Source organism: Streptomyces sp. NPDC020681, assembly GCF_044334895.1.
GTDB lineage: Bacteria > Actinomycetota > Actinomycetes > Streptomycetales > Streptomycetaceae > Streptomyces.
Genome location: NZ_JBIRTX010000003.1, coordinates 658,257 through 678,157 on the forward strand (window position 1 = coordinate 658,257; position 19,901 = coordinate 678,157).

Annotated in this window: 18 protein-coding genes and 2 pseudogenes; 12 read left to right on the forward strand and 8 right to left on the reverse strand. The window is 71.8% G+C overall.

All coding sequences use genetic code 11. From position 1 onward, the window contains the following. Positions 1 to 11 precede the first annotated feature (11 nt). Positions 12 to 581 carry a TetR/AcrR family transcriptional regulator gene (locus ACH4YL_RS10140; protein ID WP_398506578.1) on the forward strand — a complete coding sequence of 190 codons (570 nt, stop codon included), beginning with the start codon at positions 12 to 14 and terminating at the stop codon, positions 579 to 581. Between the two features lie 83 nt (positions 582 to 664). Then, positions 665 to 1,885 (forward strand): pyroglutamyl peptidase, encoded by a 1,221-nt coding sequence (locus tag ACH4YL_RS10145; protein ID WP_398506580.1) that lies wholly within the window; start codon positions 665 to 667, stop codon positions 1,883 to 1,885. A gap of 7 nt (positions 1,886 to 1,892) precedes the next feature. On the opposite strand, the gene ACH4YL_RS10150 is transcribed toward ACH4YL_RS10145, so the two are convergent. Further along, the gene (locus ACH4YL_RS10150; RefSeq protein WP_398506582.1) at positions 1,893 to 2,687 is read right to left on the reverse strand and encodes an NAD(P)-dependent oxidoreductase; all 795 of its coding nucleotides are present in this window, start codon (positions 2,685 to 2,687) and stop codon (positions 1,893 to 1,895) included. A gap of 95 nt (positions 2,688 to 2,782) precedes the next feature. On the opposite strand from ACH4YL_RS10150, the gene ACH4YL_RS10155 reads away from it, so the two are divergent. Continuing rightward, positions 2,783 to 3,499, forward strand: coding sequence for a carbon-nitrogen hydrolase family protein (locus ACH4YL_RS10155; protein ID WP_398506584.1), 717 nt, complete (start codon positions 2,783 to 2,785; stop codon positions 3,497 to 3,499). Between the two features lie 3 nt (positions 3,500 to 3,502). Here ACH4YL_RS10155 and ACH4YL_RS10160 read toward each other — a convergent pair whose 3' ends face one another. After that, positions 3,503 to 4,297, reverse strand: a complete 795-nt coding sequence (locus tag ACH4YL_RS10160) for an EI24 domain-containing protein (protein ID WP_398506586.1) — start codon at positions 4,295 to 4,297, stop codon at positions 3,503 to 3,505. 174 nt (positions 4,298 to 4,471) lie between these two features. Between ACH4YL_RS10160 and ACH4YL_RS10165 the strand changes: the two genes are divergently transcribed. Further along, a complete protein-coding gene (locus tag ACH4YL_RS10165; protein ID WP_398506588.1) occupies positions 4,472 to 7,012 on the forward strand; it encodes a M14 family zinc carboxypeptidase in 2,541 nt (846 codons plus the stop codon). Between the two features lie 66 nt (positions 7,013 to 7,078). On the opposite strand, the gene ACH4YL_RS10170 is transcribed toward ACH4YL_RS10165, so the two are convergent. Then, positions 7,079 to 7,501, reverse strand: a complete 423-nt coding sequence (locus ACH4YL_RS10170; protein WP_398506590.1) for an organic hydroperoxide resistance protein — start codon at positions 7,499 to 7,501, stop codon at positions 7,079 to 7,081. Between the two features lie 65 nt (positions 7,502 to 7,566). Further along, positions 7,567 to 8,586, reverse strand: a complete 1,020-nt coding sequence (locus ACH4YL_RS10175; RefSeq protein WP_398506592.1) for an NADP-dependent oxidoreductase — start codon at positions 8,584 to 8,586, stop codon at positions 7,567 to 7,569. Positions 8,587 to 8,676: 90 nt separating this feature from the next. On the opposite strand from ACH4YL_RS10175, the gene ACH4YL_RS10180 reads away from it, so the two are divergent. Further along, the gene (locus ACH4YL_RS10180) at positions 8,677 to 9,108 is read left to right on the forward strand and encodes a MarR family winged helix-turn-helix transcriptional regulator (RefSeq protein WP_398506594.1); all 432 of its coding nucleotides are present in this window, start codon (positions 8,677 to 8,679) and stop codon (positions 9,106 to 9,108) included. 54 nt (positions 9,109 to 9,162) lie between these two features. On the opposite strand, the gene ACH4YL_RS10185 is transcribed toward ACH4YL_RS10180, so the two are convergent. After that, positions 9,163 to 9,858, reverse strand: coding sequence for a hypothetical protein (locus ACH4YL_RS10185; RefSeq protein ID WP_398506596.1), 696 nt, complete (start codon positions 9,856 to 9,858; stop codon positions 9,163 to 9,165). Positions 9,859 to 9,979: 121 nt separating this feature from the next. Between ACH4YL_RS10185 and ACH4YL_RS10190 the strand changes: the two genes are divergently transcribed. From ACH4YL_RS10190 to ACH4YL_RS10200, 3 genes and pseudogenes are all read left to right on the forward strand, one after another. Next, the gene (locus ACH4YL_RS10190) at positions 9,980 to 10,537 is read left to right on the forward strand and encodes a hypothetical protein (RefSeq protein ID WP_398506598.1); all 558 of its coding nucleotides are present in this window, start codon (positions 9,980 to 9,982) and stop codon (positions 10,535 to 10,537) included. A 150-nt stretch (positions 10,538 to 10,687) separates the two neighbouring features. Next, positions 10,688 to 11,737: a rod shape-determining protein gene (locus ACH4YL_RS10195; RefSeq protein ID WP_398506600.1), complete on the forward strand. Its 1,050-nt coding sequence runs from the start codon at positions 10,688 to 10,690 to the stop codon at positions 11,735 to 11,737. 64 nt (positions 11,738 to 11,801) lie between these two features. Continuing rightward, positions 11,802 to 13,322 (forward strand): annotated as a pseudogene (locus ACH4YL_RS10200) (GAF domain-containing protein). Here the strand turns inward: ACH4YL_RS10200 and ACH4YL_RS10205 are convergent. Beyond that, entirely contained in the window at positions 13,300 to 13,740 is a 441-nt protein-coding gene (locus ACH4YL_RS10205; RefSeq protein ID WP_398506602.1) for an Lrp/AsnC family transcriptional regulator, read from the reverse strand. The pseudogene ACH4YL_RS10200 and the gene ACH4YL_RS10205 sit on opposite strands and share 23 nt — an antisense overlap. Before the next feature lie 69 nt (positions 13,741 to 13,809). Between ACH4YL_RS10205 and ACH4YL_RS10210 the strand changes: the two genes are divergently transcribed. Next, positions 13,810 to 14,436, forward strand: coding sequence for a LysE family transporter (locus ACH4YL_RS10210; RefSeq protein WP_398506604.1), 627 nt, complete (start codon positions 13,810 to 13,812; stop codon positions 14,434 to 14,436). Here ACH4YL_RS10210 and ACH4YL_RS10215 read toward each other — a convergent pair. Continuing rightward, positions 14,403 to 14,630, reverse strand: coding sequence for a hypothetical protein (locus ACH4YL_RS10215; RefSeq protein WP_398506606.1), 228 nt, complete (start codon positions 14,628 to 14,630; stop codon positions 14,403 to 14,405). The two genes, ACH4YL_RS10210 and ACH4YL_RS10215, sit on opposite strands and share 34 nt — an antisense overlap. Before the next feature lie 119 nt (positions 14,631 to 14,749). On the opposite strand from ACH4YL_RS10215, the gene ACH4YL_RS10220 reads away from it, so the two are divergent. Then, the gene (locus ACH4YL_RS10220; RefSeq protein WP_398506607.1) at positions 14,750 to 16,207 is read left to right on the forward strand and encodes an acyl-CoA synthetase; all 1,458 of its coding nucleotides are present in this window, start codon (positions 14,750 to 14,752) and stop codon (positions 16,205 to 16,207) included. After that, a pseudogene (locus tag ACH4YL_RS10225) lies at positions 16,200 to 17,530 on the forward strand (carboxyl transferase domain-containing protein). Before ACH4YL_RS10220 ends, ACH4YL_RS10225 begins: the two are co-directional and overlap by 8 nt. 24 nt (positions 17,531 to 17,554) lie before the next feature. Here ACH4YL_RS10225 and ACH4YL_RS10230 read toward each other — a convergent pair. Continuing rightward, entirely contained in the window at positions 17,555 to 18,823 is a 1,269-nt protein-coding gene (locus tag ACH4YL_RS10230; RefSeq protein ID WP_398506609.1) for an MFS transporter, read from the reverse strand. Between the two features lie 145 nt (positions 18,824 to 18,968). On the opposite strand from ACH4YL_RS10230, the gene ACH4YL_RS10235 reads away from it, so the two are divergent. After that, on the forward strand, positions 18,969 to 19,757 hold the full coding sequence (locus ACH4YL_RS10235) for a VOC family protein (protein WP_398506610.1): 789 nt from the start codon (positions 18,969 to 18,971) through the stop codon (positions 19,755 to 19,757). The last annotated feature ends 144 nt before the right edge of the window (positions 19,758 to 19,901 follow it).

The following is a 19,901-nucleotide window of genomic DNA, read 5'->3' on the forward strand; positions in this document are numbered from 1 at the left end:
GACCGACGGGGATGCCCAGGGCCAGAAGCGAGGAACGACGGGCGGAGATTCTCCGCGCCGCGCTCGAGGTGATTGCCGAGCGCGGCTACCGGGGCGCGTCGCTGGGCGCGGTCGCCGAGCGGGTCGGACTCACCCAGCAGGGACTGCTCCACTACTTCCCGACCAAGGAGGCACTGCTGGTCGCGGTGCTGGAGGAGCGCGACCAGTGGGACACCGGGGGCGGCTCCGGCGGGAGTTGGCGCATGGAACTGCTCGGTTCGCTGGTCGAGTACAACGCGATGCGGCCGGGAATGGTGCAGACGTTCTCCGCACTGCTCGGCGAGAGCGTGACCGAGGACCATCCGGCGAGGGACTTCTTCACCCACCGCTACGCGCAGGTGCGGCAGGAACTGGCCGGGATGCTGCGCACGGAGTACGGCGACAGACTGCCGGGCGGTCTCACGCCGGAGCGGGCCGCGCCGCTGCTGGCCGCGGTGATGGACGGACTGCAGTACCAATGGCTGCTGGATCCGCAGGCGCTGAACATGCCGGAGGCGTTCCAGGACTTCCTGAGTCTCCTGGGCGACACGCGGCCGGAGTGACGCACTGGCCACGGCACCGGTCCGAAGGCAATACTTCCGCCACCCCCTACGGAAGGATTGCCGTGGCCCGGACACCTGTGCGCATGACGGTGGTTGGCGCTGCCGTTGCCGCTCTCGCCCTGTCGGCCCCGCCCCTCGCCACCGCCGCCCCCGCCCCCGCACCGGCTCCGCCGGTCACCGTCGAGGAGGCGCGGCTCGACCGGGCCGTGCCGCAGGAGATCCTGCGGCGCAGCGGATTCGACACCGTGGCACCGCGGTTCGCGGACGCGCTGGCCGGGGCGGATTCGTACCGGGAGGCCGAGCGGGCCGTCGGGCACCACAGTGCGCGGCTGTGGGACAGGGCGGTGGACCGGGCGCAGGGCCGCGGGCCCGCGGCCGGCGATCTGAGCCGGGACGACGACCGGCCGCTGTACTGGGCGCGGCTGGGGATGACGCGTGAACTGCGGCAGTGGCAGCCGGAGTTCGGCGTGACCGACGCGCAGCGCGCCCGTCTGCTGGACCGCCTGGAGCGGTCGTCGCGCGGCCAGGACTCGATGAACTTCCCCTCTGGCAAGGGCATCAAGCGCATCGTGATGACCGGCTTCGACCCCTTCACGCTGGACCGCGACATCCGCATCAGCAATCCGTCCGGAGCGACGGCGCTCGCGCTCGACGGCACCTGGATCCGCACGGCGGACGGCCCCGCCCGGATCGAGACGGCCGTCTTCCCCGTCCGCTGGGACGACTTCGCGGACGGCACGGTCGAACGGACGCTGCGCAAGCAGCTGCCGAAGGCGGATCTGTTCACGACGGTGAGCCAGGGCCGGGTGGGCCGTATCGACATCGAGCGCCACAACGGCGCGTGGCGGGGCGGGTTCGGCGACAACGAGAACATCTCGCGTACGGGGATGGTGCCGGTGACCGACCCGGCGTCGCAGCCGCAGTGGACGACGACGACGCTTCCGTATCAGGCGATCGTGGCGGCGAACACCGGCCGCTTCCCGGTCTACGACAACACGACGGTGACGGAGATCCCGGCGGGCGCGACTGCCCCCGTGGTCAGCCCGACGGGACCGACTCCCGGCTCGGCGGCCCGCGCGGGCGGTGGCGGCGACTACCTGTCGAACGAGATCGCGTACCGGGCGACGCTGCTGCGGGACCGGCTGGGACTGACGATCCCGGGAGGCCATGTGCACACGCCGGTACTGCAGTTCGGGGCGGGAAACACGACGGAGATCACGGACCCGGAGTTCGTCAAGAACCGGCTGGACATCATCGCGCAGGTCCGCGAGATCATCCATGTGACGGCGGAGTCCACGCCCTGACACACCTTCAGCCGTGCTCGCGGATCGCCGACAGGTCCTTCGTCGCAAGGTCCGGGCGGGACGTGAGCGTCTCGTGGACCGCCGTGAGGATCGGGAGCCCTGGCAACGCGGACGTTGCCAGGGCGACGTCCTTGGCGGCCAGCGAGACCGCGTAGAGCGCGTCCTTCGCGTACGCCCGGGACACCGCGCCCGACAGCGGGCCCTGCGCCAGGCTCTCCCTCGCCAGGGACTCCGGGAGGCCCATCGACTTCGCGAGGCGCAGGGTCTCCGACACCAGGGCCACGCCGCCGATCATCGCGTTGATCAGCACCAGTTTCAGGGCGGCGCCGGTGCCGGGGCCGCCGCAGGCGGTGACCGTGCCGAGGCGGCCGAGGATCTCGGCGACCGGGGCGGTGTCGCCGCCCGCGAGAATGAGGAGTTCGCCCGTCGCCGCGCGGTCCGTGCTGCCCATCACCGGCGCGTCGATCAGCGGCACGCCTTCCGGCAGGCGCGCCGCCACCTCCCGTACGGTCTCCGGGCCGACCGTCGAGGTGTCGATCCAGTGGACGCCGGGCCGCAGCGCCGGGATCATCGCGTCGGCGACGTCGAGCGCGGCCTGCGGGTCGGCGAGCATCGTGATGACGACGTCCGCGTCCCGCACGGCCGCCGCCGGTGTGGCGGCGAGCACCGCGCCGTCCGCGACCAGTGCATCGGCCTTCGCGGGCGTCCGGTTCCAGACGGTGAGCGGGTGCCCGGCGGCGAGGAGCCGGTGTGCCATGGGCGCGCCCATGTTGCCGAGACCGAGGAATGCGATCTTTTCCATGCCCTTTTCCATGTGGTCAACGCTAGGGCCTGTCGTCTGGATCAGGCCCTAACCCCATCTGCGTGGTGGGACGGGGACGATGCGACCATGGGGCCATGAAGACAGCGGCGGCGCAGTTCACGCCCGTGGCGGGCGACATCGAGTCCAATGTCCACACCATGCGGGAGCTCGTCCGCCTGGCGGCCGGCCGAGGAGCGCGGCTGGTCGCCTTCGGCGAGCTCGCGGCGACCGGGTACGAACTGCCGCTGCTCGCCAAGGATCCGGCGCTGTGGCTCACGGACGACGATCCGCGGCTCGACCCGCTGCGCGAGATGTGCCGCGACACCTCCACCGCCGCACTGGTCGGCTGCCCGGTGCGCGGCACGAACGGGAAGCCCACCATCGCCTCGCTGGTCATCGGCCCGCACGGCGAGCACCTCACTCGCTACGACAAGGTGCATCTGCACGGCGAGGAGAACGACATCTTCGCGGCGGGCCGCGACGACGGCCGGTTCGAGATCGACGGCGTCCGGTTCGCCACGGCGATCTGCTACGACAACCGCTTCCCGGAGCTCGCCGAGCGCGCCGTCGCGGACAACTGCCGGGTGTACGTGGCGAGTTCAGCGCACGACAGGGACAGCGACGTGTTCGATGCGGTCTATCCCGTACGGGCCCGGGACAACGGCCTTTACGTGCTCCTCGCCAATCCGGTCGGGCCCGGCGGCGCGGGAGACTGCCCCGGCCTCAGCGCCGTCTGGGGTCCGGACGGCTCCCTGCTGGCCACCGCGGGCTCCGAGGCACCCGGCCTCGCGGTCGCCGACCTGCCGCTCTAGGGCTCACCAGTCCTTGTTGAGGCTGTACGGCGACGCGGGCGTCGGCGAGCCCGCCGGCTCGTCCGGCGTCAGCAGGTCCCGCACCATCAGCGTCGCGCCCGCCACCGCGCCCGGCATCAGGAACACGGCGAGCAGCGGCACCAGAAACGCCAGCGTCAGCGGTACGCCGAAGCCGAGCGTGAGCATCCTGCGGCCGCGCAGCAGCGCGAGCCGGTCCTTGAGTTCGATGCCGCGCCGCTGGAGCGCGACCGAGGTGAGTTCGTGCGCGAGGAAGAAGCCGGAGACGCAGAAGCCTATGACCGGGACGACGGTCTGGCCGACGACCGGGAGGAAGCCGAGCGCGAAGAGGACCACGCCGAACAGCACGACCCGCGCGAGCACCCGCAGTGAGTCACGCGCGGAGATCCACAGCTCCCGCCAGAGCGGCAGCCCCGACTCGGGCACATCGCCGCCCTCGCTCCGGTCGACCTGCTCGGACAGCGACTCGTAGAAGGGCTGGCCGACCAGCAGCGTCACGGCGGTGAAGGTGATGACCGCGACGAACAGGCCGAAGCCGAACACCACCGCGGTCAGCGTGCCGCGGAGGAGGCCGAGCCACGGCGACGACCAGTCGTCGGCGAAGGGCGTGGCCCAGCCGACGAAGTCGTCCGCGCCGTAGCCGAGCCCGACGAGCGCGCCCGCGTACAGCACCAGCGTCACCAGGCCGGGCAGCAGCCCGAAGCCGAACCACCGGCCGTGTCCGCCGACCCAGCGCTGGCCCTTCATCAAGTAGCCGAAGCCCACCCCAAGATCACGCATGGGTCCAAGCCTATCCGGGCCCTCGGACAGCACAGAGCGTCAGGTCCCGGGCCGGGTCCTTACGCCGAACCGGCGGCGCGCCGAAGCGCCTCTTGTTGTTCGGGAGTTGAAGCGGTAGACCCTGCGTACTGTTCGTCGCGATGATCGATTCCGATTCTCCGGAGGCACATACGCATGGGCATCCCCAGACCCGCCCTGGTCGCCACCGCCGCGCTCGCAGGTGCGCTGCTGCTCGCGCCCGCCACCGCGACCGCTCTGCCCGGTGCGCCCGGCGCGCCGGGTCGTGACGGCCCGCATCCCGTACGCGAACGAGGCGGCACCGACGACGCGCCCGCCACCTCCGCCCCGCGGTCGGCCGTGACGACGAAGACCCTCACGCTCAGCAAGACCGGCGGCTATCCGCGCCGTACCGTCCTCGACGTGCCGCCTGTCAACCCGGCCGACAAGTCGATCAAGCTCGGCCTCGCCCCGTACCACGCGCTCGCGCCGAAGCTGAACGCGCTGCAGCAGCTGGGCAACCGGGTCAGCGTGGAGGTCGCCGGACGGTCCGCGGGCGGCCATGAGCTCTATCTGGTCACCGTCACCGCTCCGGAGAGCGCGAAGCAGTCCCGCGAGCAGGAGCGCATGCGGGAGCTGATCGAGAACGCTCCGGCCCAAGCGGCCCGCGACAAGCACATCAAGGCCGCCTACAAGACGCCGGTCTTCATCAACAACAACATCCACGGCAATGAGTGGGAGGGCACGGACGCCGCCCTCAAGCTCATCGAGGAGCTGGCGAAGGCCAAGGACGCGAAGACCGCGGGACTGCTCGCCAAGAACCGTATCCATCTCAATGTGACGGCCAATCCGGACGGCCGGATCGCCGGAACCCGCGCCAACGCCAACGGTTTCGACCTGAACCGGGACTTCGTCACCGCATCCCAGCCCGAGGTGCGCGCGATGCGGCAGATCACCATCGACAAGCAGCCCGCCGTGATGCTCGACCTGCACGGCTATGTCAACGGCACGCTGATCGAGCCGACGACCCCGCCGCACGGCGAGAACTACGAGTACGACCTCTTCCTGAAGAACGCCTACGCCAACGCGCTGGGCATGGAGGCGGCGGTCAACGGACTCGGCTACACGCCGGACAAGGACGGCGTCGAGCCCGCGATCATCCCCTTCCGCGACATGGAGGAGGGCTGGGACGACTGGCCGCCGATCTTCACTCCGCAGTACGTGCCGTTCCACGGCGCGGTCGCCTCGCACACCATCGAGTTCCCGATGGCGGTCAACAACGAGGAGTACGACAGCCTGCCGGTCGCCGAGCTGCGCCGCCGCGCGGTGATCAACACGGCCATCGCGGGTGCGGCGATGCGCGCGACGCTCGACTACACGAACGCCCACCGCGCTTCGGTGATCGCCGACCAGATCGAGACGTTCCGGCGGGGCGCGGCCGGCGAGGCGCAGGTGCCGGTGTCCTCGGAGACCGTGCCGGGCGTGCCGGGCATCGGTCCGGAGGACGTGTACACGACCACCTTCCCGCGGGCGTATGTCATCCCGGCCGGTCGCGGACAGCGTTCGGCGGTCGCGGCGGCCCGTCTGGTCGACCATCTGGTCGCCAATGACGTCCGGGTGGAGCGCGCGGTGCTGCCGTTCTGGCTGGCAGGCCGCTTTTATCCAGCCGGCTCGTACGTCGTCGACATGCACCAGTCCAAGCGCGGCATGGCCAATGTGATCCTGGCCGCGGGCCGGGACATCAGCGCGGACGTCACCACGATGTACGACATCTCGGGCTGGAGCCTCGGGCTGCTGTGGGGCGCGAGCGTGGCGAGGGCCGACACCGGTGATCTCCATGTGATCGGGCGCCCGGTCCATGCCGCGTCGCCGACCGGCCAGGTCGCCGGGTACGGCGATCTGCGGCTGCGGCTCGACGACCCGAAGGAGCTCGCCGCCGTCAACGCACTGCTGGCGCGTGGCGTACAGGTGCGGCGGACGGCCGACGGCGCGGCGATCGTGCCGGGTTCCGCGCGTGCTGCGGCGGCCGAGCTGGCCGACCGGTTCGGCGTGGTCTTCTCGGCGACGAAGGAGCGCGGGGTCGAGCCGCTGCGGCGGACCCGGGTCGCGGCGGCGGTGACCGCGGGCGAGCAGTTCGCGCTGCGTGAGATGGGCTTCGACGTGGTGCCGGTGTCGACCGCGACGCTGAACGCGGGCTTCGACTGGTCCCGGGCGGATGTGCTGTTCGTCTCGACCGGACTGAACTACGGGGCGCTGACGCCCGCGGCCCGCAACGCCTTCCGTGCGAGCGGCGTCGGCGTGGTCGGGATCGGCTCGGGCGGCGCGACGTTCAACGCCGATGCCGGACTGATCGCCGCGAAGGCGACGGCGGGCAACGGCGATGCCAACGGTGTCGTACGGGTGGCGAACGCGGGTGGCCCGATCACCGGCGGCGCTCCGGCGCACACCTTCGTCTACTCGCCGATGTGGTTCACCGATCTCGGACCGGGCGTGCGGGCCGACCAGTCGTACGCCACCGGCAATCCGCTGGTGGCAGGACACTGGCGGGCGGCCGACGACGGCACCGGCGGTCCGGCGGACGCGGCGGGCCGGGCGTCCGTCGTCAGCGGTACGACGGCGACCGGGGCACCGGTGGTGCTGTTCGGTACGGAGCCGCTGTTCCGCGACCATCCGAAGGGCATCTTCGCGCAGGTCGGCCGGGCGCTGCTGACCCGCTGAGCACGGTCTGCCCGAGCATGCACAGAGGGCCGCACCCCGGACGGGGTGCGGCCCTCTTGGTGCGCGTCAGACGGCCAGCTCGACCGTGATGTTGCCACGGGTGGCCTTCGAGTACGGGCACACCTGGTGGGCCTTCTCGAGCAGGGCCCTGGCGCCGGCCTCGTCCACGTTCGGGATGGTGGCGGTGATCTTCACGATGAGGCCGAAGCCCTCGTCGTTCTTGCCGATGCCGACGTGCGCGGTGACCGTCGAGCCGGCAATGTCAGCCTTCTCCTGGCGGGCGACCACACCGAGCGCGCCCTGGAAGCAGGCGCTGTAGCCGGCGGCGAAGAGCTGCTCCGGGTTGGTGCCCGCGCCGGAACCGCCCATCTCCTTCGGCGGGTTGACGACCAGGTCGACCTGACCGTCGTCGGTGGCGACACGGCCGTCACGGCCGTTCTCCGCGGTGGCGACGGCGGTGTACAGGACGTCGGACTGCTGGATGGACATGTAGAGACTTCCTCCTGCTGATTCGCCGCGGCTCGCGCCCACGACCGCGACGGCTGAAGGTGAGACTACTTGGTGAGCGAAACGATCATCTTGCCGGTGTTCTCACCGCGGAGCAGTCCGACGAACGCCTCGTAGCCGTTCTCGATGCCCTCCACCACGGTCTCGTTGTACTTGAGCTCGCCGGCGGCGATCCAGCCCGCGACCTCGCGGACGAACTCAGGCTGGAGGTCCTTGTGGTCGTTCACGAGCATGCCCTGAAGGCGCAGCCGCTTGCCGATGACCATGGCGAGATTGCGCGGGCCGGGGGTCGGCTCGGTGTTGTTGTACTGCGCGATCATGCCGCAGATGGTCGCCCGGCCGAACAGGTTGAAGGAGGAGATCGCGGCCTCGAGGTGCTCGCCGCCGACATTGTCGAAGTAGACGTCGATGCCGTCGGGAGCAGCTTCCTTCAGCTGCTTGGCGACGGGGCCGTTCTTGTAGTTGAAGGCCGCGTCGAAGCCGTACTCCTCGACGAGGAGCTTGACCTTCTCGTCGGAGCCGGCCGAGCCGATGACGCGCGAGGCGCCCTTGAGCCTGGCCATCTGGCCGACCTGGCTGCCCACCGCACCGGCCGCGCCGGAGACGAACACCGCGTCGCCCTCCTTGAAGGAGGCGACGTCGAAGAGGCCGGCGTAGGCGGTGAGGCCGGTCATGCCCAGGACACCGAGGTAGGCGGAGAGCGGGGCGAGCGAGGCGTCGACCTTCACGGCGTGCTTGGCGGGCACCTCGGCGTACTCACGCCAGCCGAGCCCGTGCAGCACATGGTCGCCGACGGCGAAGCCCTCGGCGTTGGAGGCGATGACCTCGCCGACCGCGCCGCCGTCCATGGGCTGGTCGAGCTGGAACGGCGGGGTGTACGACTTCACGTCGTTCATCCGGCCGCGCATGTACGGGTCGACCGAGAAGTGCAGATTGCGCACGAGGACGCGGCCCTCGCCCGGAGCGGAGACCGGGGCCTCGCGCAGGGCGAAGTCCTCCGCCTTGGGCCAGCCGTGCGGGCGGGCGACGAGGTGCCATTCACGGCTGGTTGCGGGAAGTGCCGACATGTTGCGTTCCTCCTAGAAAAGCTTCACTACCTGAAACAACCATGCTCCTTGATATTTCATGTTGTCAAGTATCTGGGTATCCTGGTGCCCATGGCCACATCGCGTACAGACCCATTGACCCTCGAAGTCGTCGACCTCATCGGCTCCGTCGTGGCCCGCTACTACACGGACTTCGAGCAGGCAGCGGCGCAGCACTCACTGACCGGCGCGCAGGCCCGGGTCCTCGGGCTGCTCTCTCTGGAGCCCATGCCGATGCGCCGTGTCGCACAGAAGCTGAAGTGCGAGCCGTCGAACATCACGGGCATAGTCGACCGGCTGGAAGTCCGCGGTCTGGTGGAGCGGCGGCCCGATCCGAACGACCGCAGGGTGAAGCTCGCCGCACCCACGGAGGACGGGATGAAGACGGCTCGGCAGCTGCGGGACTCGCTGGACTTCGCGCGCGAGCCGCTGGCGGAGCTCTCCGTGCGGGAGCGGACCATGCTGCGGGACCTGCTGAGGCGGATGCTGGGCGAGCCCGCCTAGCGGACCGCCCGGCAGGACACTCAGACGCACCGCCGGGTCAGACGGACCGCCGGGTCAGATGCACCACCAGAGGAATTGGTTGCAGGTCTCGGTCGGTGTGGGCGCCGGGGGCGGGGGTGCCGCGGGCCCCGTCGAGGGCTGGCCGGAGCTCGAAGGGCTCGGCCCGCCGGAAGCCGACGGTGACGCGCTGGAGGACGGCTGAGCGGCGGATGACGTGGGCGCGGGCGGGCCGTCGCCCGCGGCGGTCCCGGTCGGCCTGCCGGCGCCTGCGCCTGCGCCGGATCCGCTGCCCGACGGGCGTGCGGTCTTCGTCGCCGTCGCCACCGGTTTCTCGGTCACACCGTCCGGCAGCTCCGGGGGCGTGTCCTCGTCCGTGGGCTCCGGTAGAGGCGCGATCTCGACTTCCGTCTCCTCCTTCACGGAGGTGGCCGCGCCGTCGTCGCCCGGATTCTCCATGGCCAGCTCGGCGAGGCTCAGCGCACCGGCGGCGAGCACCAGGCCGAAGGTGCCGATGAGCACCTTGCGCCCACGGCGCTTCTTGCCCCGGCGGCCGGCCGGCTTGCGGCGTTGCGGGGCCTGGCGGCGCGAACGCCGGTGACCCGCCGGTTCGGAGACCTCGTCCAGTTCGTAGACGTGTTCCGACGCGGGTGCGCTGGGGCTTTGATGCCGAAGCTCCTCGACGGGCGTGCCGCAGCCTGCACAGGCCAGAGCGCCGTTGAGGTGCCGTCGACACTGGTGGCAGTAATCCATGGCGCCCGCAGGCTATTCGGCGCGGATGGGCCAGCGGTGAATGAAGGTGTGAGGATCTTGTGTGGAATCTTCACCTCCGCGGCGAGTCAGCTCGCTCGCGTTGACGGGCAGTATGTCGGTCATGACCTCCTCCGCGCCGTTCGGCCCGCTCGACTTCCAACTCGTCCTGCTGCGCCGGATGGCCGACCACCAGCCGGATCTCGTCGAGGACGCCCGCCGTCAACTCGGCGTATCCGTCGCCGAGATGCGTGAGGCGAACCGCCGCTGGCAGGCGATGCTCCACGCCCGCCGGGGCCGCGGTGCGCTGGCCCGCTACCGCTCGGTGCTCGGCGCGCCGGAGCGGACCGAACGCCGCCGCATCGGCGACCTGGAGTGCGACGCGCTGCTGTGGCCGGTGCCGCTCTGGCCGGATCTGCGCTTCGAGGTCCTCGCGGCGGACGGCGGCGCGGTCTGGAACGAATGGCTGGTGCGCGCCCCGGGCGCGAAGGGCCCCGAGCTGCGCACGCCGGCGGACCTGCGGCCGTGGTCGTGCACGGTGGACGAGGCGGCGAAGGCCTTCCCGCCGGCCCGGCCGATGGAGGGATCGGCACCCACCCGGTGGCGGCTGGCGCTGACGCTCCCGGACGGGAAGCAGTGCGTGGCGGAGTTCACCTGGGGGCTGCTCCAGCGGCTGTCGTAGCCGGGCCACGCGAAGGCGGGCCGGACCCCCGAACGGCGGAGCGGATCTGGCGGGTCGTCAGGTCTGTACCCCCGACCGGCTCACCCAGCGCGCGCAGCTCCCGAGGCGATCGCACGATGCCATCAAGTACCGCACTCGGGAGGATCTGCCGTGACCGTCAGCCTTGAGCAGCTGCGTCGTTGCCATGTCGCCGTCGACCTGGGGGCCGCGAGGACCCGGGTCTTCGTGAAGGGGGCCGGGCTCGTCGTCGACGAGCCGAGTGTCGCCGCCGTGAACACCCGCACCGGCGCGCTGATCGCGGTCGGCGCGCTCGCCGAGAAGATGACGGGCCGTACGCCCGACTACATCCGCGTCGCCCGGCCCGTCTCCGGCGGCACCGTCGTCGACATCGAGATGGCCCAGCGGATGCTCCGTCATCTCCTCGGCGAGAAGCTCCGCCGCCAACTGCGCCGCAAGCCCCGCCTGCGGGCCGCCGCCAGCACCCCGCACGACGCCGACCCGCTGGCCCAGCGCGCCACCGTCGAGACCCTGGTCGGCCTCGGCGCCCGCCGGGTGGAGCTCGTCGACACACTGATCGCCGCGGCCGTCGGCTGCGGACTGCCCGTCGAGCAGCCCGTCGCCACCATGATCCTGGTGTGCGGCGCTGCCACCACCCAGGTCGCCGTGCTCTCGCTCGGCTCGATCGTCACCGCCGAACGGATCCCGGTCGGCGGCAACGCCATCGACCACGCGGTGATCCAGCACCTGCGCCACCAGCACGAACTGATGCTGCCGAGCCAGTCCGTACGGCCCCTGCAACTCGCCCTGCACGGCAACGGCCTGACCCAGCAGGGCCCGGAGTCGACCGAGATCCACGGGCGGGACGTGGCCACCGGCCTCGCGCGTTCGGTGCGCGTCGACACCGCAGCCGTACGGGACGCCATCCACACACCGCTCACCTCCGTGCTCGACGGCATCGGCAAGGTGCTGCGGGACTGCCCGCCGGATCTGGTCGCCGATCTCGCCGACCGCGGCATCATGATGGTCGGCGGCAGCGCGCTGCTCCCGGGCCTCGACCAGATGCTGCGCGACGCGACCGGCATGCCCGTGCACATCGCCGAACGGCCCGACATCTGCGCCGTGCTCGGCCTCGGCGCGATGCTGGAGGGCAAGATCCAGCCACTGATCCTCGATCCACTGGCCGAGGCCGACGTCAGATAGTCCGGACAGTCCTGGGTCGAGTGAGGCGCGCGTGGGCGAACCGGCATACCAGCCCCGGCTGCCGATGCTGCTGGAGGCGGTACTCAGCGTCGGCACCGAGCTCGAACTGCGCGCCACGCTCCAGCACATCGTGGACACCGCCGCGGAGCTGGCCCGCGCGCGGTACGGCGCGCTCGGGGTCGTCGACCCCGAGCGCGACCGCGTCACCGAGCTGTTCACCGCCGGAATGACCGACCAGGAACGGCAGCGGATCGGCCGGCTGCCCAGCGGTCACGCCGGGCTCATCGGCGAACTCATCCGCCACCCGCAGCCGCTGCGGCTCGACGACCTCACCGCCGACCCGCGCTGCTGCGGCATGCCTCCGGGCCATCCCGAAATGCACTCCTTCCTCGGTGTCCCGATCCGTGTGCACACCGAGGTCTTCGGCAATCTCTAGCTGACCGAGAAACGCGGCGGCGCCTTCACCGAGGACGACCTGGCGCTGCTGCGTGTGCTCGCCTCGCAGGCCGGGATCGCGATCGGCAACGCGCGGCTGTACGAGACGGCCCGGCAGCGCGAGCGCTGGATCGAGGGCGCCGCCGCGGTCACCACCGCGCTGCTCACCGGCGAGAGCGCGGCCGACGCATTGATGACCGTGGCCGAACAGGCCCGTATCCTCGCCGACGCCTGCGCCGGGGTGGTGCTCCAGCCCACCAAGGAGGGCGGCATGGAGATCGTCGCCGCGTCCGCGCCGGACGACCCCGGCGACATCGTCGGCACCACCATCGAGCCCGGTTCGCCCGTGCTGGTCCAACTGCTCGGCGGGGAGCCGGTGTTCATCGACGACTCGGCGACCGATCCGCGGATGACGACCCATGTACGGAGCCGTTTCGGGCCGTCCATGATGCTGCCCCTGCGGAGCGGCGGACGGCTGATCGGCACGCTCGCACTGCCGCGGCGGCGGCACGGCCGCCAGTACACGGCGGTGGAACGGCTGCTGGCCTCGCAGTTCGCCTCGCAGGCCGCGCTTGCGCTGGTGCTGGCCGACGCCCAGCACAACCGCGAGCAGCTCGCGGTCTACGAGGACCGCGACCGGATCGCCCGCGATCTGCACGATCTCGTCGTCCAGCGGCTGTTCGCGACGGAGATGATGCTGGAGTCGACCCGGCGGCGGGCGGCCGCGGGCGAGGCGGACGAGCTGCTGGGCCGGGCGGTGGACGAGCTGGACTCGACGATCCAGGAGGTGCGGACCACGATCTTCGCGCTCCAGCAGCCGCCGGCCGAGGCGCCCGCCGGCTTCCGCGGCCGGGTCCTTCGAGAGACCGCCGGAGCTTCGGCGCTGCTCGGCTTCCAGCCGTCCGTGCACTTCGTCGGCGCGGTGGACGCGCTCGTACGGGAGCCGGCGGACGGGCAGTTGCTGGCCGTGCTGCGCGGCGCGCTGGCGGCGGCCCACCGGCGGCCGGACGTGACCGCCATCGATGTTGAGGTGGACGCCACGGCGCGGCTGCCGGACGGCCGGGACGGCGTGCGCCTGGTGGTCACCGACGACGGCACCCGCGACGACGCCGGCCGTGGAACCACGGTCACCTGGCAGGCGCCCCGGTAGCCGCGCGCAGTGCGATCCGGGTGCTGGACTGGGCGACCCCGGCCTCGCGCTTGAGGGTGCGCAGCAGGGTGTCGAGTTCGGCGGGGTCGGCGGCTCTGGCGCGTACGAGATAGTCGTGCGCGCCGGTCACATGGACGACCTCGGTGATGCCGGGCAGCTTCAGGACCACCCGCTCGAACTCCTCGTTCGTCGTGTCGAGCCGGAGCGTGATGTCGATGAACACGACCAGACCGGCGCGGGTGTCGGCGGTCGGGTCGACGATCGCGGTGAAGCCGCGGATGACGCCGTCGCGGACCATCCGGCGCACCCGGTCGGCCGTGGCGTTCGCGCTCAGGCCGACGCGGACGCCGAGGTCGCGGTAGGAGATCCGCGCATCCTCACGCAGCACGCCGAGGATTTCACTGTCGAGGGTGTCCATACCGCGATTGTCGCAGTGCGAGCCGTAATCCGGCCGCGCGAGCGGCGGCCGGGGTTCGAGGGTGTGCCCATGACTGACATCTGGACGACAGCGACGGCGGGCGCTGCGGCGGGCCTCGGAGTGGCGATGCCGGTGGGTGCGGTGGGTGTCCTGCTGATCCAGGAAGCCATGCGCGACCGCCGCAGCGCCGTGGCCGCGGCGGCCGCGGTCGCGGTCGTCGACCTCGCCTACGCGGCGGTCGCCACGGCACTGGGCCCGCTGGTCGCGTCGGCGCTCTCGGACGTCGAGGCGTGGGTCCGGCTGGTCTCGGCGGTGGTGCTGGCGGTGATCGCGGTACGGGGACTGCTGGCGTCCCGCCGACCGGCCGCCGTGCAGCCCCTGCCGGACGGGGCCCCGGCGGCGTCCTCCACGCGCGTCTTCACCCGCTTCGCCGCACTGACGCTCATCAACCCGACGACGGCTCTGTACTTCGCGGCCCTGACCACGGCACAGGGCGCGACACTGAGCGGAGGCGCGGCGGGAGCGGTGTTCGTCGGCGCGGTCTTCGTCGCGTCGTTCGCGTGGCAGCAGCTGCTGGTGGGTGTGAGCGGGCTGGCGGGAGCACGGATCTCGGACGGGGCGCGGGTGTGGACGTTCCGGGTGGGTTACGGACTGGTGGCGGTCTATGCGGTGAAGGTGGCGCTCCCGCTGCCGTAACGAGGCGTGTTCGGGCCGCACCCCTTGTCCTCGCGCAGGCCGCCCCAGACCCCGGGGTCGGCGTTGTACCCGTGGACGAAGACCACGGGGATACGGGCGGCGGCGGCCGGTGCGGCATGCGCTCCGACCGACGGGGTGAGCAGTGACGCGACGACGGCCAGCAGGGGAACGAGCCCGGTACGCAGCGGCAACACCGCTACCCCTTCAGTTGTTACGCCCCGGTAGTGGGGAGAATGGTGCGTCCCGGAAGCGCAGATGAACAGGCCCGTGCAGGAGAAGTCGGCAGGAGCTGCCGACAGATGGGAGACCACTGGTGAGTGACCTCTTCCCGGCGCTGACCGCCGCCGAGCGGCGGGGCTCGGACCGGCCCGCGCTGCGTTTCGGCGAGCGAGGTGAGCGCGGACTGACGTACGGAGAGCTGGCCGGCGCGGCCGGCGCGCTGGCAGTACGGATCGGCGGGGCCGCACGCGTCGCGCTGTGGGCCACTCCGACGCTGGAGACCGCGGTGGGCGTCGTCGCCGCGCTGCTCGCCGGAGTGCCGGCCGTGCCGCTGAACCCGAAGACCGGTGAGCGCGAGTTGGCGCACATCGTCGCGGACAGCGCGCCGGCAGCGGTCCTGGCCGCGGCCGGTGACGAACTCCCCGACGCGCTGCGGTCGTTGCAGCGGATCGACATCCCGGTGACGGGTGAGACCGGTCCACCGCTCGACGAGCCGGACCTCCAGGCACCCGCGCTGATCGTCTACACCTCCGGCACCACCGGCCCGCCCAAGGGCGCGGTCCTGCCCCGGCGCGCCATCGCCGCATCCCTGGACGCCCTGGAGGACGCCTGGGCGTGGACCGCCGACGACGTCCTCGTGCACGGGCTGCCGCTGTTCCATGTGCACGGGCTGATCCTCGGCATCCTCGGGCCGCTGCGCCGGGGCGGCGAGGTGCGGCATCTGGGCAGGTTCTCCGTGGACGGCGTGAAGCGCGAGCTCGCGGCCGGCGGCACGATGCTGTTCGGCGTGCCGACGATGTACCGCCGGCTGGCCGAAGCGCTCGACGGCGACCGGGAGTTGGCGAAGGCGCTCGCGGGAGCGCGGCTGCTGGTGTCCGGCTCGGCGGCGCTGCCCGTGCACGACCACGAGCGGATCGCGGCGGCGACCGGCCGCCGGGTCGTCGAGCGGTACGGCATGACCGAGACCCTGATGAACACGTCCGTACGCGTCGACGGCGAGGCGCGGCCCGGCACCGTCGGCGTGCCGCTGCGGGGCGTGGAGCTGCGGCTGGTCGAGGAGGACGGCGCCGAGATCACCGCGTACGACGGCGAGAGCATCGGCGAGATCCAGGTGCGCGGCGAGAACCTGTTCACGGAGTATCTGAACCGGCCGGACGCGACGGCCGCGGCCTTCGACGGGGACTGGTTCCGCACCGGCGACATGGCGGTGCGCGAGCCGGACGGCTCGGTGAAGATCGTCGGGCGCAAGGCCACCGACCTGATCAAGAGCGGCGGTTACAAGATCGGCGCCGGTGAGATCGAGAACGCGCTGCTGGATCATCCGGGCGTACGCGAGGCGGCGGTGACCGGCGAGGCGGACGCGGATCTCGGGGAGCGGGTGGTGGCCTGGATCGTGCCGGCGGATCCCCAAGCACCGCCGTCCGAGGCCGAGTTGGCGGACCATGTGGCCTCTCAGCTCGCTCCGCACAAGCGGCCGCGCACGGTGAGGTTCCTCGACGCTCTGCCGCGCAACGACATGGGCAAGATCATGAAGCGGGCACTCCATGGCTGAGCGGCTGACCGCGCGTGAGGCGATCGCGCTGATCTGCGACGACTTCACGGAGGTGGTGCCGGTCGATCCCGCCGTGCCGCCGTCGGACGGGCCGATCTCCTGGGAGGGATACGGCGCACAGCGCGCGGCGGCCGAGGAGCGCACGGGCTCGAAGGAGTCCGTGGTGTACGGCGAGGCCACGCTCGGCGGCCGCCGTTGCGTGCTGATCTCCTTCGAATTCGGCTTCCTCGGCGGCTCGTTGAGCGCGCGGGCCGGTGACCGTCTCGAGGCGGCGTACGGCATCGCGCGCGAGCGGGGACGGCCGCTGGTGTCGCTGATCGCGACGGGCGGCAGCCGGATGCAGGAAGGCATGATCGCGCTGACCCAGCTCCAGCGGGTGGCCCGCGCGTCGGTCCGGCTGCGGGACGCGGGAGTGCCGCACATCGCGGTCCTGCGCGATCCGACGACGGGCGGCGGCTGGGCGACGCTGGGCGCGGGAGCGGATGTGATCCTCGCTCTCCCCGGAGCCCAGGTCGGCTTCGCGGGCTCCCGCGTCCGCCCGCCGGACGCGGACCGTCGGCGTACACGGCGGAGGGCCAGCTGGCGGCGGGCCAGATCGACGAGATCGTCCGGCCGGAAGGGCTGCGGGAGGCGGTGTCGTTCTGGACGACTGCGCTGGCGCCCGTCTCGGAGCCGGTGGCGGTGCCGCCGCCCGGCGCGCTGGGCGGCGGTGAACTCCCCGGCACGGGGTGGCAGGCCGTGGAGCGTGCCCGGCATCCGCGGCGTCCGCGGGCGCAGGCGTACCTCGATGCGTACTTCGGCGAGCGCAGGCCGCTGAGCGGCGACCGTTGCGGCGGGGTCGACGCGGGACTGCTGTGCGGGGTCGGGCTGCGGGACGGGCAGGCCGTCGCGTACGTCGCGCAGTGCGGCACGGCGACGACTCCGGCGGGTTACCGGACGGCGGCCCGGGTCGTCCGGCTCGCGGACCGGACCGGGATTCCGGTGCTCACGCTCGTGGACACACCGGGCGCGTCGAACGACGCGGCGGCGGAGCGGTCGGGCGCGGGCGCGGCCATCGCCGACGCGTTCTCGGCGCTCGCCGCGGCCCGTACGCCGATCACCACGCTCCTGATCGGCGAAGGCGGCTCGGGCGGCGCACTGGCCCTGGCGGCGCAGGGCAACACGTGGGCCACGCCGGACAGTTACTTCTCGGTCATCGCGCCGGAGTCGGCGGCGGCGATCCTCAAGCGGGGCCGGGAGGAGGTCCCGCACACGGCGGACCAACTGCGGTTGCGACCGCAGGACTTGGTGGAGCTGGGGGTGGTGCGGGGCGTTGTCCCGTAACCGAGGACCGCGCCGAAGCGCCCGTTACGGCTGCGGGTCGCGTGCGTCGTAGCGGGCGAAACCGCGCCACCGCAGCGCCAGCAGTGAGACCGCCAGGACGCAGGCGATCCCGCCGCCCGTCACCGTCACCGCCGGAGAGGTCAGGTGCGCGACGCTGCCCGCCAGGAAGTCGCCGAGGCGAGGACCGCCCGCGACCACCACGATGAAGACGCCCTGGAGGCGGCCGCGCATCTCGTCCGGGACGGCCGTCTGGAGCATGGTGTTGCGGAAGACCATCGAGACCGTGTCCGCCCAGCCCGCGAGCGCGAGGAAGAGCAGGCCGAGCCAGAGGTTGCGGGTGAGGCCGAAGACCGCGATCGCCGTGCCCCATGCGCCGACAGCGAGCAGGATCGCAAGACCCTGCCGCTGGATCCGGCCGGTCCAGCCGGAGAGGACTCCGCCGAGCAGCGCGCCGAACGCGGGAGCCGCGGCCAGCAGGCCGGTGGTGCGGGCGTCGCCGTCGTACCAGACGACCGCGACCGCCGGGAACAGCGCTCGCGGATGCGCCAGGATCATCGCGCAGAAGTCGGAGAAGAAGGTCATCCGCAGGTTCGGCCGCTTGGTCAGGAACCGCAGTCCGTCCAGCACGGACGCCCTCTTCGCGCCGTCGGCGCGCTCCGGCAGCATCGACGGCAGCCGCCACATCGCGTACAGCGACGCGGAGAAGGCGACGGCGTCGATGAGGTACGCGGTCTGGTAGCCGGAGAAGCCGACGATGAGCCCGCCGAGCATCGGCCCGACGAGCATCCCGGACGTCATGGTCATCGAGTTGAGCGCGTTGGCGGCGGGCAGCTGCTCGGCCGGCAGCAGACGCGGGATCATCGCGCTGCGGGCCGGTTGGTTGACCGCCGCGCACACGGCCTGGAGCGCGACCACGCAGTACAGGAACCAGACATGGTGGTAGCCGGCGATCGCCGCCGCGGCCAGTGCCACCGACAGTCCGGCGGATCCGCTCGCGCTGACCAGACCGAGCTTGCGGCGGTCGACGGTGTCGGCGATGGCCCCGCCGTACAGCCCGAACACGAGCAGCGGCACCATCGAGAACAGCCCGACCAGGCCGACGGCGAAGGTGGAGCGGGTGATGTCGTAGACCTGGAGGGAGATCGCCAGCGCGGTCATCCCCTGGCCGAGCCAGGAGACGGTGTTGCCGAACCAGAGCCTGCGGTAGTGGACGGAGGTCCGGAGCGGGGTGAGGTCGGCGAGTATCCGGGGGCGGGCGGAGCCCGTGGGACGGGCGGGACTGGTCGACGGCATGCTCGGCAGTATATGAACGCGCGGCAAGGGGACCCTTACAGGGAGTCGGGTCCGAGGACGATCGGACGTTCCGCGCGCGTCGGCCCCGGCCGACGAATAGCGTGAAAGAACACGGAAATCTGCTCGACCAGGAGGCTGGGAACCCATGGCGCTACACCCGGAAGGCGCGCCCTGTTGGGCCGACGCGATGTTCCCTGATCTGGAAGCCGCGAAGCGCTTCTACGGCGAGCTGCTGGGCTGGACCTTCGGCGAGAGCTCGGAAGAATTCGGCCACTACACGCACGCGTTCTCGGACGGCAAGGCGGTGGCGGCCGTCGTCCCGCAGCTGCCGGGCGTGGAGGGTCCCGCCTCCTGGAACCTCTACTTCGCCACCGCGGACGCAGCCGCAACCGCCGCCAGGATCCGGGAGAACGGTGGGACGGTGACGATGGAGCCGATAGAGGTCGGCGAGTTCGGCACGATGCTCTCGGCCCAGGACCCGAGCGGAGTGTTCTTCAGCGCCTGGCAGCCGGGCGAACACTTCGGCTTCGAGAAGACCGGCGAGCCGGGCTCGTACTGCTGGGTCGACATCAACACCCGCGACCCCCGCAGGACGGACGCCTTCTTCGGCGCGGTCTTCCCGTTCGAGATGCAGCAGATGGACCACGACGAGGTCGATTTCAAGCTGTTCAACGTCGAGGGCCAACCGGTGGCCGGCCGTCTTGAGATGGAGGACGAAGTCCCGGACATCGTGGCGCCGTTCGCCAATGTGCACTTCGCGGTGGAGGACTGCGACGCGGCCGTGGCGACGGTCACCAAGCTCGGCGGCGAGCTGCGGTACGGCCCGATGGACAGCCCCTTCGGCCGCTTCGCGACGGTCGCCGACCCGCAGGGCGCGGTGTTTACGCTGATCGACGTGGGCACGACGGAAGGCGACATGCCGACCTTCTCGTGAGACCCGGCCGAAGGTGATGCGCGAGGTGGGGGGGGGGGGGGGGGGGGGCGCGGGGCCCCCCCCCCGCGGGGGGGGGGGGCCCCCCCCGGGGGGGGGGGGGGGGGCGGCCGGGGGGGGGGGGGGGCGGGCGCGGGGCGGGGGGGG